Below are 13088 nucleotides of genomic sequence, written 5' to 3' on the forward strand. Positions count from 1 at the left end.
ATAAAAAAGGAGGCGGTACGGAGATGAAAGAAATAGATCTTGTGATTGATACGGAAGAAATCGCTGAATTTTTTTACAGAGAGCTTGCAAGACGGGGCTACATACCGAGTGAGGATGAGCTGTTTGAAATCGCTGATATTACCTTTGATTATTTGATAGAAAAATGTATGATAGATGAAGAGCTGGATGAAGATGATTGAGGTTCAAAAACCGGAGCGATCAGCTCCGGTTTTATTATTTGTGATTTATGACTTCTGTGAAATCGAGGTGGTTAAATTGTTGTACAAGCCCGTTAGTCTGTTTCTTTTCTTTCTTTTACTAGCTGCGGCCATTCATACAAATGCTGTTCAATCAGCGGATGAAGCGATAAGCAAGGCAGCTGTTTTGATCCGTCAGCCATGGCTTAATGATGTCATGACAGGGATTACGCATCTTGGTGCTTCTTCTTTTCTGCTCCCTCTTATCGTGATCATTGGAGCTGGTCTGTTTTTTTACAGAAAAACATGGGACGGCCTTTTGATGCTCTTGGTATTTGGTGCAGATCGGCTGTTAAACAAAGTCTTAAAAGAATGGATCGAACGAGTGAGGCCTGATTTTGCACCGCTGGTTCATGAATCATCTTTCAGCTTTCCGAGCGGCCACTCTATGAACGCTGCCTGTGTCTATCCTGTCATTGCCTACTTTTTAGTGAAACATCTCCCGTTTTTGTCCAAACATAAAAAAATAGTATATACAATAGCTGGTTTGATCACAGTTTTGGTCGGCATAAGCAGAGTCTACCTGGGGGTTCATTTTGTAACCGACGTGTTAGGAGGCTTTAGTCTTGGTTTGCTTCTGTTTTTCCTTGTAAAAGGTTTTGACGAAAAGATGAAGCGGTTTCGACAAAAATAGAGAGAGGAAAACGTGACAAAAACGCCAATATGTTAAAGAAATAAAAGGGAGGGGATCTTGATGATGTTATCCGTGTTTAAAAAGAAGTCTTGTTCCTATGACGTGACAATATTTCAGACACCCCGGTTTGGCGAAAAAAAGGGCTACAGAGCCGTCTATCGAACTGAACTCAACGGGAGCGATCATCAAGACGTGCTGAAAAGAGCATTCTCTTTATTTAATGTATTTGACACCGTTCCAAGTGATTATGATGCGAGATTTATGGCCACAGGGGACGTGATTCTGATTGATGAAGGCAGAAAAGGGAAAACATATTACAAACTGCTTCCCGCCGGATGGAGAAAAATTAATCGTCTGATTGTACAAACGACATAACGAAAAGAAAACTGCGGATTTCCGCAGTTTTCTGCAGTTTAAGGCTTGCGTTTGGCAGCGGAATACTCTTTCCCGTGTGCCTCTTCAGCTGCAATTACGTCCTTTGCAGGTATGTGGTTGTTCTTTTTTTGTCCGGTGATCCGGTTGCGCTGTTTTTTACCCATGTCCTATCCCTCCTTCCTGCGGTTAGGTTTTCAAATAAACACGCCGATTATCCCGTTTTTCTCAGGAAGTGCCCAAACGGCCTCGGAACATTTCTTTTTTTGCCATATTCCTTTATAATCAATGCTGAAGTTTGTCTCATCATGATGTTCGTTGTAAAATGAACGGACTGGATGATAATTTAGATTTACAGGAGGATATGAGATGAGTGTACATATAGGTGCTGAAAAAGGACAGGTTGCGGATACAGTGCTTTTGCCGGGAGACCCTCTCAGAGCAAAATTTATTGCTGAAACGTATCTTGAAAATGTAGAATGCTACAATGAAGTGAGAGGCATGTATGGATTTACGGGTACATATAAAGGCAAAAAAATCTCCGTGCAAGGCACGGGAATGGGCGTTCCGTCTATTTCAATTTATGTGAATGAATTAATTCAAAGCTACGACGTGCAAAATCTAATAAGAGTAGGTTCTTGCGGCGCTATCCGTAAAGATGTCAAAGTGCGGGACGTCATTTTGGCTATGACCTCCTCAACTGATTCACAAATGAACAGAGTCGCTTTCGGAAGCATCGATTTTGCGCCTTGCGCAGATTTCGGGCTTTTAAAAAATGCCTATGATGCTGCAAAGGATAAAGACGTGCCGGTGACGGTAGGAAGCGTATTTACAGCTGATCAGTTCTACAATGACGATTCGCAAATCGAAAAGCTTGCAAAGTATGGTGTGCTGGGTGTTGAGATGGAAACAACTGCGTTGTATACATTAGCAGCGAAGCACGGAAGAAAAGCGCTGTCAATTCTCACCGTGAGTGACCACGTTTTAACAGGAGAAGAAACGACAGCGGAAGAGCGTCAAACTACATTTCATGATATGATAGAAGTGGCTTTACATTCCGTATCACAATAAAATAAATCAAGAGGCGTGCTGGGTGCCGGCAGCCTCTTCTTTGTGAATGCGGAAATGATTGATAAAAGGAAGGTAATGTAATATGAAAAAGTCCGGTAAATGGTTCTCACTGGCTGCCGCTTTGAGTGTAACGGCAATAGTCGGAGCCGGCTGCAGCATGTCGAATGGAGATGCTCAAAAGGATACGAAAACCACAGCAGAAACAAAGCAAACAGAACAAAAAACAGCTGACAGCAAAAAAACAAACACTCAAGACAATGAGTTTTCATTGGAAAGCAAATATTTCAATAACACTAAAAAAGTAGACGGTCTGGAAACCATTCAAAATCCAGAAAATATACTCGCGCTTGTCAATAAACAATACGCACTGCCCGGAAACTATGAACCTAGCGATCTAGTCATACCTGATGTAGAGTTTTCTTTTGAAGAAAAGATTCAAAAACGTTACATCAGAAAAGAAGCGGCTGATGCATTAAAAACGATGTTCGATGCTGCGAAAAAGGAAGGCTATGAACTGGCAGCTGTCTCGGGCTATCGTTCGTATGACAGACAGAAAGTCATTTTTGACAATGAAGTAAGCCTAAAAGGGGAAAAGAAGGCGAAGGAAGCGGTCGCTTACCCGGGTGAGAGCGAGCATCAAACAGGCCTTGCGATGGACATTTCGAGCCGGAGCAATGGCTTTGAGCTAAATGAAGCGTTCGGAAGCACGGCAGACGGAAAATGGGTACAGGACAATGCTTATAAATATGGCTTTATCATTCGTTATCCGAAAAATAAAGAAGATATCACGAAATATGAATATGAGCCATGGCATCTGCGTTATGTAGGCAAAAAGGCTGCAAAGGTCATCCAAGATAATGATTTAACGCTCGAAGAATACTTTGAAAAAGTGAAGAAAATCTAAAAGAGAAAGCCCGCTTACAATTGATAAGCGGGCTTCATTGTGTCTAGTGAATCTAGCATTAAATAGATAGTTATTCTATGCTTACCAGAAGAATAAACCAGCCAGAGCCACTCCTGTAATTAAACCGAGGGAAATACCGTAAGCCGCTCCATATCCCCAATAACCGCCCCAATATCCGTAACCGAAGCCTCTTGGCCCTGCGCCGGCCGGAGCTATATATACTTTGTCTCTTGTGACACGGGTAATTCTGCCGACGTGAACTCTTCCGCCTCTCTCTGTAATTCTGACGACTTTACCTTGATGGTTTCGGCAAAGATGGTAATATCTTTCCAATATTGTGTCCCTCCTAAACTGACTTTCTACCAGCATATGATAGATAGGAGAAAAAGGTTGGACGAAAACAGGGGGCGATACGCCGTTTTACTTATACGCGATAAAGATACAATGACCCATATACTCGCTATATATCTGCATGAGTTCATAATGTGTTTGAAGCGTATCGTAATAAATAGGAGCAATCGTTTGCGATAAATCCATTTCTGTGGTTGGCTCAAATTCCATGTCGTCCGGAAGAAGTGTTATCGCTTTAGTACTTTGAAAGCCATAAGACTTTAAGATTTTATGCCACTCGGTTTCTTCATGTAGGCAAGTAAAACCGTAGAAATCCATCATTCGCTCTTTTTCTGCAGGGGGCATCGGTTTTTTTAAAGCTGCTTCTATACCAATCAGCATCCCGCCGGGCTTCAATACTCTTGAAATTTCTTGAAGGGAGGATGTGAGATGGGAAAAACTGAGGACCGATTCTGACAGGACGCAGGAAAAGGACTCAGAAGAAAAGGGGAGGTGTTCCAGCTCCGCCTGATATGCAGGGATGGCAAGCCCTTCATTTGCAAATCTTTTTTTCGCTTTCTCAAGCATGATAGGATCTTTATCAACGACTGTTACAGGATACAGTAAATGTCCTAAGTAAGCCGCAGTTTGGCCTGTTCCGCATCCGGCATCAAGTATCGGCTGATTCGGGGAGGGCGCAGCCTTTTGCAATACCGCTTTTGAAAAAGCAAGCCCGCCTGGATGCGCGCCCGCGACACCGAATAAGGACAGCATTTCTAAATATCGGCTCAATATCAAATCCTCCTTTTTCTTTATCATATGTCGTATAAAGACATAGGTTTATGAAATGCGAAAGAAGGGCGTTTCTCTTTCATTTCTGCTCCGAGTTGACGAATAAGTATTCGTCCATGATAATATTGTAAGAAGAAAAAGGTGGTGTTTAATTGAAACGGCAATTTAAACTGTTTTTGATTGTGCTGATCACTGCGGTTGTCGCTTCAGCGCTTACTTTATTTATTACGGGCAATTCCAGTATCCTGGGCCAGAAATCAGCAAGCACGGGAGACAGCAAGTTCGACAAATTAAATAAAGCGTATGAGCAAATCAAAAGTGATTATTACCAAAAAACAGATGATGACAAATTAGTAGACGGAGCAATTAAAGGAATGATTCAATCTCTGGATGATCCGTATTCCACATACATGGATCAAGAGGAAGCAAAATCATTCGACGAGACGATTTCTGCATCCTTTGAAGGCATCGGAGCCCAAGTAGAGGAGAAAGACGGTCAAATCCTTATTGTGTCGCCAATTAAAGGTTCACCTGCTGAAAAAGCCGGAATCAAACCGAAGGACCAAATCCTGAAGGTGAACGGGAAAAGCGTTAAAGGCATGAATGTAAATCAAGCCGTCGCTTTAATCCGCGGCAAAAAGGGCACAAAAGTGAAGCTTGAGCTGAACAGGGCGGGAGTCGGAAATATCGATCTTTCCATTAAACGCGATACCATTCCTGTAGAGACCGTCTATTCCGAGATGAAAGACAACAACATCGGCGAAATCCAAATCACTTCTTTCTCTGAAACAACTGCTAAAGAGCTGACAGATGCGATTGACAGTTTAGAGAAAAAAGGCGCCAAAGGCTATATTTTAGACTTGAGGAGCAACCCGGGCGGCTTAATGGATCAGGCGATTACGATGAGCAACCTGTTTATCGATAAGGGTAAGAACATCATGCAGGTTGAATACAAAAACGGCTCAAAAGAAGTTATGAAGGCCGAAAAAGAACGAAAAGTGACCAAGCCGACCGTCGTTTTAGTAAATGACGGCACAGCCAGCGCCGCGGAAATTATGGCAGCTGCCCTTCATGAGTCGTCAGGCATACCGTTAATCGGCGAAACGACATTTGGCAAAGGCACAGTGCAAACAGCAAAAGAATATGAAGATGGCTCTACCGTCAAACTGACAATCGCCAAATGGCTGACTGCCGACGGTGAATGGATTCACAAAAAAGGCATCAAGCCTCAAGTGAAAGCAGAGCTGCCTGATTACGCGAAGCTGCCGTATTTGGACGCGGATAAAACGTATAAATCAGGTGATTCAGGCACAAACGTCAAAGTAGCTCAGCAAATGTTCAAAGCACTTGGCTACAAGGTAAAGGTTAACAGTACGTACGACCAGGATTTTGTATCTGTGGTTAAACAGTTCCAGAAAAAAGAGAAGCTGAAAGAAACAGGTGTACTGACTGGCGATACAACAATGAAATTAATGACAGAACTTCAAAAGAAGCTGTCAAATAATGATACGCAAATGGAAAAAGCAATTGAAACACTGAAAAAAGAAATGTAAAAACCATACGCGGTTTCCGCGTATGGTTTTTTTATGCACCCTTTTGATTCGAGTTAGCGTCTTGTTTTTTACCAAATAAACCTTCAATGACAGGATTGGACCCTGCCTTTTTGACGAACAGCGGATTCAGAATAACCACCGCGATGATGTTGGCGGCCAATCCCCAGAACCCTTCATAAATGCCATGTGCGGATTGAGTGGCATATACAATAAACGTTACCGCAAGGCCGACTAATAATCCGATAACCGTCGCTTCTTTGGTTTGATGCTTCCAGAATAGACTGACAGCAATCGCCGGGAAGATTTGCACCATGCCAGATACACCTAATAGCTGAAGTGTCACTAAGGCAGTCGGGAACAGCATTCCAAACAGAAGCGCAAGGCCGATGACAACAAACACCATTGAACGTGTGATGAGGGTCAGCTTGCTTTGAGACACATTCGGATGAATCAAATCCCGATATAGGTTATTGGCGAATAAATTTGATGCCCCGATTGCCATGATGGAACAAGGAATCAATGAAGCAAGTGCAATAGTGGCATATGCAAAACCTTGTGTCACGCCGCCATAAGATGTTTGAATCAAATGCAGCAGCGCCAGTCTTGGGTTTGTATCTTCCGGCAGGACAAGAAAGGCGATAAAGCCAAGAAAAATGACCAAAATTAACACAATATTATAAAGAGGCAAAAACATACTGTTTTTTCTTACTGCATCGGCGCTTTTCGCTGTGAAAACTCCTGTAGCGGCATGTGCCCACATAAATAGTGCCAGTGCTGAAACAATAGATGCTGTGATAAACCAAGGAATGCCTTTTGGCCCTTCTGTCGGTATCGTCAGCATATGCGGCGCTTCCTTCACTAACGTGTCAATCATTGGCGTCCAGCCGTTAAAATGAATAAGAGGGAGGGACACCACCATAAACAGCATAATGACCCATACTAAGATGTCTTTAATGATAGCCGTAAATGTAGGCCCTTTAATCCCGCTGAAGAATGTGTAAAGAGCAACAAGAATAAATGAGATGACCACAACGAATTTTACGTTAATATACCCGGTGCCGGCAACTTGGAGCGTATCTTGAATGCCGCTCAGCTGAAGACATATGTACGGTATAAGCATGAGTACACCGACGATGGCAACAAGGCTTGCTAAAAGCTTACTGTCAAAACGTTCCCGTGCATAATCTGCAAGTGTCGTTAATTTATGAATTTTTGCAACTTTCCAAAGTTTCGGCAGGAAGAAGTAGGCGATAAAGTAGGCCAAGACAGAATAAGGAATAGCAAAAAATGCTACACTTCCGCCTGTAAAAGCAGTACTGGTTAACCCTAAGAAAGTATAGGCCGTATAGAGGTCAGCGCCTACTAAAAACCAGACGAGAAGACCGCCAAAACGTCTGCCGCCGACAGACCATTCTTCCACCGAGGCGCGTGAGGATTTGTCTCTTCCGGCGAGAAATCCGATACAGACAACGGTTAAAACGATAATAGCTGTAATGAGAAGTGCAGTCAGATTCCCTTGCATTATTCAAGTCCTCCATCTTTTTTTTGCATCTGATAAATGCCAAACGAGCATAACGGCGTAATGATAATCCACATTAGCAGCCAAAAGTGGAAAAACGGAAGGCCGAAAATAATGGGTTCAATTCGATTCACAAGCGGCAATAGCGCAAGCTGAGCGAATGGTAAAAGAATGAGAATAACAATAAGTGCTTTTTTAACCATTTACTTTCCTCCTGAATCATGATAATGCTCACTATAATAGCAGTTGTAAGAAAAGATCACAAGATAATTATTAGAAAAAAGTGATTTTTTCAATTATTTAATCAAAACACATGGTTTGCATCTTCTTCAATAAAGGTTTAAAATAATAAATATCTTGAATTCGAGATAAGTAGGAGTGGGAAAATGAAAACAGAAGGATTGCACCATGTCACAGCATTCGCCAGAAATCCGCAAGAAAATTTGCGGTTTTATACAGAAGTGCTCGGGCTGCGGCTTGTTAAAAAAACAGTAAACTTTGATGATCCAGGAACGTATCATTTTTACTTTGGGAATCAAATTGGAGATCCCGGTACAATTATGACCTTTTTCCCGTTCCAAGGAAGCGGACAGGGAACGGTGGGCAAAGGCCAAGCGGGCCGGGTTTATTTTTCAGTTCCTAAAGGCTCCATGTCTTTTTGGAAGGAACGTCTTGAGAAAAACGGGCTGAACCTAGAGGAGAAAACGTTATTCGGTGAAAAGGGTCTTATTTTTGATGATACGGAAGACCTTCCGCTAGCGATCATTGAGGATGCGAAAAGCGGCAAAAGCGAGTGGACGCCTGACGGCATTTCAAAACATGAAGCGATTACGGGAATGAAAGGCGTGCTGCTGTATTCCTATGACCCGCAGGCGACTATTCAATTGTTAACGGAAAGCTTTGGATACACTAAAGCGGCGGAAGAAGCCCAGATTATCAGACTGACATCCTCAGCGGCTATCGGCGGCGTCATTGACATACATTTACACCCTGAAAAAAGAGGGGTGGGAGGTTATGGCACGGTACACCATGTAGCGTTTCGGACAACAAAAGAGGAACAGGCGAATTGGCTGCCGATTATTGCGAAAAACCTTCTTCCTTCGTCAGAAATCCTTGACAGAGAATACTTTACATCCGTTTATTTCAGGGAGAAAGGCGGTATCTTATTTGAAATCGCCACAGATGAACCTGGCTTTATGACAGATGAAACGTTTGATGAGCTAGGAACCTCATTAAAACTGCCTAAATGGCTGGAGAAACATAACAGCAAATTACAGACATTTTGCCTGAACTTTAAAAGGGGGACTTTACGATGAAGCATATTTATGAAAAAGGGACATCTGACAACGTACTTTTGCTGTTACATGGCACCGGAGGAAATGAACACGATTTGCTTTCATTGGGACGGTTTATAGACCCTCATGCCCATTTGCTTGGTGTCAGAGGATCGGTACTTGAAAATGGAATGCCGCGATTTTTCAAACGACTGAGTGAAGGTGTCTTTGATGAAAAGGACCTCGTGGAGCGGACAAGAGAATTGAAAAACTTTATCGACGAGGCTGCTGAAACGCATCAATTTGACCGCAGCCGAGTGATCGCGGTCGGTTATTCAAACGGCGCAAATATTGCGGCAAGCCTGCTTTTCCATTATAAAGATGTCCTAAAAGGGGCTATTCTGCATCATCCGATGGTTCCGATTCGCGGTATACAGCTGCCTGATATGACAGGACTCCCTGTTTTTATCGGTGCCGGGAAATACGACCCTCTCTGCACGAAGGAAGAATCAGAAGAGCTTCACCGCTATTTACGTGACAGCGGGGCATCAGCCTCCGTTTTTTGGCAGGATGGGGACCATCAGCTGACTCAGCATGAAGCTGAACAGGCTCGTGAATGGTACAAAGCTGCGATTGTATAAAAAAACCTTAGTCCGTATTTCGGACTAAGGTTTTTCATATCCTTACAGCCAAGTTGACACTTTTGAAAGCGGTAAGCGATTGCTTTGATGAGCAGGTTTCACTGCTTTTCCGATTGAAATAAGCATAACCGGAACAAAACGCTCACTGATATCAAATTGCTTTTGGAACTGCTCTTTGTTAAATCCGCCGATTGCGCAAGTGTCATAACCCTTTGCTTTTGCGGCAATCATAAGCTGCATAGCGGCTAAAGAAGCATTTAAGAAAGCGGAATCACGTGCGAATTGCTCGCTTTGGTAGGCGCCGTTAATTTGGCCAAGCAATGTTTGTTTGATTTCATCTGTAATATAGCCTTGGCTTGCTAATTCAGCGTAAACTTCTTCACCATTTTCGTTTGCTTTTAAATCGCCTAAAATAGCAACAACAGCAGAAGACTCAACGATTTGTTTTTGGTTATACGCTACAGGAAGAAGCGCCGCTTTTGATTCATCGCTGTGGAATACTGTGAAATGCCAATGCTGAAGGTTCCAAGCTGAAGGCGCTTTAGCCGCAAGGTCCAATAGCTCAGTCAGCTCCTCCTTAGAGATCGGAGCATTTGTATCATATTCCTTTACAGATGCACGTGCTTTTAAAACATCCAGAGTATTCGTCATAGTGTTTCCTCCTTCGGATAAACGTGGTATGATAATAGAAAAGTTAGAAGCTTACTAAATGTAACTTGAAAGATTATTGTAATGGATCATTGAATACATGTCAATCAATAGATGAAGGGATGAGGACTTGTGGGAAATACAATGTGCCCTAAAATGGAATCCGCTTTCTCATTGCTGGGAAAACGATGGAACGGTCTGATCATCCATGTGCTTATGGATGGGCCGAAACGGTTTAAAGAGATAACGGAAACAATACCGATGATCAGCCAAAAAATGCTGGCAGAGCGCCTTAAGGAGCTTGAACAAAACGAGATTGTCGAACGGCAGGTTCTCCCTGAAACGCCGGTCAAAGTCATCTACACGCTGACTGAAAAAGGAACAGCGCTTCAAACTGTATTCCAAGAGATGCAGGCATGGGCCGATCAATTTTGCGAGCCCGGTGACACAGTGTGCGAAGAAGAGAAATAGGGAAAGAGGCGTTCCGGGAAAGGGCCTTTGATAAAGTCATGTAAGGGGGGTTCATACCGTTTACATGACTTTTTATATTCGCCAGTAAGAGTCTAAGCCGGCGTTTCTTTTACAGATTTGCAAAAGTAATGTTAATATGAAGCGAATATACAAAAATAGGAAAGGGTCAATCTGTGAAAAAATTATTAGCAGCTAACCTATTGTTAATGGGGATCATCATTTATCTCGTTATGCAAGTCGGCAAAACGGAACTCTATCTGCCTGAATTTTATAGTTACGGCCAAAACCCAGTCAGCTTCCATTGGAATTACATTGACATCGAAACTGGATTTAAAAAAGGAGATCCAGGCTCTATCCACCAAATTTGGATCACTCCGTTATACCTCGTTTTGCTGGCAGTTTTCGTTCTGATGATTGCCGCTTTTATCAAAAAGAAATAAGAGAATAAAAGAGAGAGCCTCTGATGAAGCTCTCTTTTTTTACTATGTTTCATTACTTTATAGTTTTCCATTCAAAAACTGCGCCTCACCGAGACCGAAACTCCAGTCTGCGTCACCATTCTCGGTGATGGAAACCATTAGGTCTTCTGGGGAAACACCGCATTCTGCTTCTAGCTTTTCAGCCAGCAGGGCATACAATTTTTTCTTTTGGCTTTCTGTTCTAGTTTTGCTTGTCATACTAATGATGACTAGATCTTTGCTTCGTTGAAACCCTAATCCTGTATCCTGGATCATTAGTTCGTTTTCCGGATGCTGATGGACAATTTGATAACGGTCTCTTTTCGGAACACCAAACGCTTCGACCATCGCTTGGTGGGCAGTATCTAATAACAATTGCAGTGATTTTTCATCACGGCCTTCAATTAAATCAAAACGTAATAATGGCATGTGAATTCCTCCTCTTGAGAAGTTGTAATCCGTCTGTTTTCACATCGTTAGATTGCTTCCAGACAATGGATAGATAAAAAGAGTGGCTGTTTACTTGATAAAAAACATAACATATAACCAAAAGTTAATCAACATATAACTAAAAATCATTTAGGTAGGCAATAGGCAATCGTGAAAAATCCATAAAACAATTGACAGTCATTGATAATGAGATTAGTATGAATATACTAGTTAACCAAGAGATGACAATGATATAACCAAGATGTTTTTAGTTATTGTTGAAAGCGTTTTCTTTTTTGAGGTACTGAAATATTGTCATCGTATCATTTTTAAAATACATATGGAGGGGTATCATGCCGATTTTTATCGTTGCTGTCGGAGTACTGATTCTGTTATTTCTCATTATTAAAGTAAAATTAAATACCTTTGTCTCACTTATTGTCGTTTCATTTTTAGTAGCCATCGGACTTGGGATGGATATCAATAAAATTGTTCTTTCAATTGAAGCGGGAATCGGCGGGCAGCTTGGGCATTTAGCTTTAGTGTTTGGACTTGGCGCGATGCTCGGAAGGCTTGTCTCAGATGCTGGGGGCGGCTATCGGATTGCCATTACGCTGATTGACAAATTCGAAAAGAAACGAATACAGGCCGCGGTGGTTATTGCCTCGTTTATCATCGGCATTGCCCTGTTTTTTGAAGTCGGTCTTGTTCTGTTGATTCCGATTGTGTATGCGATAGCGAAAGAATTAAAAATGCCTTTTCTCTATCTGGGAATCCCGATGGCAGCCGCCTTAAATGTTACTCACGGATTTTTGCCTCCGCATCCTGCGCCAACTGCCATCTCAGTCGCATACGGGGCCCATATTGGCCAGGTGCTGCTTTTGGGAATCATCATCGCTGTTCCGACAACTGTGATTGCCGGGCCTTTATTCAATAAATTTGCAATGAAGCGGTTTCCCGGTGCGTATCAAAAACGCGGAAATTTATCGGCGTTAGGGCCGAGGAAAGAATTTCAGCTGGATGAAACACCAGGCTTTGCGATCAGTGTTGTCACGTCTTTATTTCCGGTTATCTTTATGGCGATTGCGACTGTTTTTTCTTTATTATTGAAAGAACATTCAAAAGGAAAAGACATTATAGAATTTATCGGCACACCGGGGACGGCAATGGTAATTTCGCTTTTGCTTGCGCTCTTTACGATGGGATATGCGCGTAAAATACCTATGAAGGAGATCAGCAAATCATTATCAGAATCAATTTCGCAAATCGCGATGATGCTGCTCATCATAGGTGGGGGAGGGGCGTTTAAACAAGTGCTGATTGACGGCGGGGTCGGTGATTATGTTGCTGATCTTTTCAGTCAAACAAACATGTCGCCGCTGCTTGTTGCATGGATCATTGCTGCTGTTCTGCGCCTATGTTTGGGCTCTGCTACCGTGGCTGCGCTTACCACTGCGGGAATGGCAGCTCCGCTTATGCAGGCGGGCAGTGTAAACCCGGCATTAATGGTACTGGCAACCGGAGCGGGAAGTGTCATCGCTTGTCATGTGAATGATGCAGGATTTTGGATGGTAAAGGAATTTTTCGGCTTGAGCATGAAAGAAACATTTCAAACTTGGACGCTGCTTACAACAGTTCTCTCAGTAACCGGGCTCGGCTGTGTGTTATTGGCAGGGCTTGTGATGTAACACCCATAGATTCAGTCCATAGCCCAATCGTTTTTCTTCCTTGTTGA

Annotated in this window: 17 protein-coding genes and 1 pseudogene; 11 read left to right on the plus strand and 7 right to left on the minus strand. The window is 42.7% G+C overall.

The genetic code is table 11. The annotated features are described in order from the left end of the window. Nucleotides 1-23: 23 nt before the first annotated feature. The 3 genes from AC4CV5_RS15045 (at nt 24) to yodL (ending at nt 1266) form a co-directional block, all read left to right on the plus strand. On the plus strand, nt 24-200 hold the full coding sequence (locus AC4CV5_RS15045; protein WP_003241581.1) for a YozD family protein: 177 nt from the start codon (nt 24-26) through the stop codon (nt 198-200). A gap of 79 nt (nt 201-279) precedes the next feature. Continuing rightward, entirely contained in the window at nt 280-891 is a 612-nt protein-coding gene (pgpB, locus tag AC4CV5_RS15050; RefSeq protein ID WP_222143011.1) for a phosphatidylglycerophosphatase PgpB, read from the plus strand. A gap of 60 nt (nt 892-951) precedes the next feature. Then, on the plus strand, nt 952-1266 hold the full coding sequence (gene yodL / locus AC4CV5_RS15055; RefSeq protein WP_003218144.1) for a shape determination protein YodL: 315 nt from the start codon (nt 952-954) through the stop codon (nt 1264-1266). A 38-nt stretch (nt 1267-1304) separates the two neighbouring features. Here the strand turns inward: yodL and AC4CV5_RS15060 are convergent, their stop codons facing one another. Then, on the minus strand, nt 1305-1430 hold the full coding sequence (locus AC4CV5_RS15060; RefSeq protein ID WP_003218142.1) for a hypothetical protein: 126 nt from the start codon (nt 1428-1430) through the stop codon (nt 1305-1307). A 202-nt stretch (nt 1431-1632) separates the two neighbouring features. Here AC4CV5_RS15060 and deoD point away from each other — a divergent pair, with 202 nt between their 5' ends. Together deoD and ldcB are read left to right on the plus strand one after the other, a co-directional pair. Continuing rightward, entirely contained in the window at nt 1633-2334 is a 702-nt protein-coding gene (gene deoD / locus AC4CV5_RS15065) for a purine-nucleoside phosphorylase (protein ID WP_166852048.1), read from the plus strand. An 82-nt stretch (nt 2335-2416) separates the two neighbouring features. Beyond that, nucleotides 2417-3238, plus strand: a complete 822-nt coding sequence (gene ldcB, locus AC4CV5_RS15070; protein WP_222143010.1) for an LD-carboxypeptidase LdcB — start codon at nt 2417-2419, stop codon at nt 3236-3238. A gap of 81 nt (nt 3239-3319) precedes the next feature. On the opposite strand, the gene AC4CV5_RS15075 is transcribed toward ldcB, so the two are convergent. After that, nucleotides 3320-3571: a hypothetical protein gene (locus AC4CV5_RS15075; RefSeq protein WP_166852056.1), complete on the minus strand. Its 252-nt coding sequence runs from the start codon at nt 3569-3571 to the stop codon at nt 3320-3322. An 87-nt stretch (nt 3572-3658) separates the two neighbouring features. After that, nucleotides 3659-4360, minus strand: a complete 702-nt coding sequence (locus AC4CV5_RS15080) for a class I SAM-dependent methyltransferase (protein WP_166852058.1) — start codon at nt 4358-4360, stop codon at nt 3659-3661. 152 nt (nt 4361-4512) lie between these two features. Between AC4CV5_RS15080 and ctpA the strand changes: the two genes are divergently transcribed. After that, the gene (gene ctpA, locus AC4CV5_RS15085; RefSeq protein ID WP_490923118.1) at nt 4513-5913 is read left to right on the plus strand and encodes a carboxy-terminal processing protease CtpA; all 1401 of its coding nucleotides are present in this window, start codon (nt 4513-4515) and stop codon (nt 5911-5913) included. Nucleotides 5914-5944: 31 nt separating this feature from the next. Here the strand turns inward: ctpA and AC4CV5_RS15090 are convergent, their stop codons facing one another. Beyond that, nucleotides 5945-7435 (minus strand): sodium:solute symporter family protein, encoded by a 1491-nt coding sequence (locus AC4CV5_RS15090; protein ID WP_326221775.1) that lies wholly within the window; start codon nt 7433-7435, stop codon nt 5945-5947. After that, nucleotides 7435-7635, minus strand: coding sequence for a DUF3311 domain-containing protein (locus AC4CV5_RS15095; protein ID WP_166852067.1), 201 nt, complete (start codon nt 7633-7635; stop codon nt 7435-7437). Before AC4CV5_RS15095 ends, AC4CV5_RS15090 begins: the two co-directional genes overlap by 1 nt. 183 nt (nt 7636-7818) lie before the next feature. Here AC4CV5_RS15095 and AC4CV5_RS15100 point away from each other — a divergent pair. Next, a pseudogene (locus AC4CV5_RS15100) lies at nt 7819-8729 on the plus strand (ring-cleaving dioxygenase). A gap of 15 nt (nt 8730-8744) precedes the next feature. Next, on the plus strand, nt 8745-9347 hold the full coding sequence (locus AC4CV5_RS15105; RefSeq protein ID WP_222143005.1) for an alpha/beta hydrolase: 603 nt from the start codon (nt 8745-8747) through the stop codon (nt 9345-9347). A gap of 42 nt (nt 9348-9389) precedes the next feature. On the opposite strand, the gene AC4CV5_RS15110 is transcribed toward AC4CV5_RS15105, so the two are convergent. Next, nucleotides 9390-9998, minus strand: coding sequence for a nitroreductase family protein (locus AC4CV5_RS15110; protein ID WP_166852076.1), 609 nt, complete (start codon nt 9996-9998; stop codon nt 9390-9392). Nucleotides 9999-10127: 129 nt separating this feature from the next. On the opposite strand from AC4CV5_RS15110, the gene yodB reads away from it, so the two are divergent. After that, the gene (gene yodB, locus AC4CV5_RS15115; protein ID WP_088679220.1) at nt 10128-10466 is read left to right on the plus strand and encodes a transcriptional regulator YodB; all 339 of its coding nucleotides are present in this window, start codon (nt 10128-10130) and stop codon (nt 10464-10466) included. Nucleotides 10467-10639: 173 nt separating this feature from the next. After that, complete coding sequence (locus tag AC4CV5_RS15120; RefSeq protein WP_312857238.1) at nt 10640-10906, plus strand: hypothetical protein; 267 nt, start codon at nt 10640-10642, stop codon at nt 10904-10906. A gap of 57 nt (nt 10907-10963) precedes the next feature. Here the strand turns inward: AC4CV5_RS15120 and AC4CV5_RS15125 are convergent, their stop codons facing one another. Then, nucleotides 10964-11353, minus strand: coding sequence for a tautomerase family protein (locus AC4CV5_RS15125; protein ID WP_166852079.1), 390 nt, complete (start codon nt 11351-11353; stop codon nt 10964-10966). A gap of 353 nt (nt 11354-11706) precedes the next feature. On the opposite strand from AC4CV5_RS15125, the gene AC4CV5_RS15130 reads away from it, so the two are divergent. Further along, nucleotides 11707-13041, plus strand: a complete 1335-nt coding sequence (locus AC4CV5_RS15130) for a gluconate:H+ symporter (RefSeq protein WP_222143004.1) — start codon at nt 11707-11709, stop codon at nt 13039-13041. Nucleotides 13042-13088: the final 47 nt, after the last annotated feature.

The sequence above is a fragment of the Bacillus sp. NS1 genome, assembly GCF_058248265.1.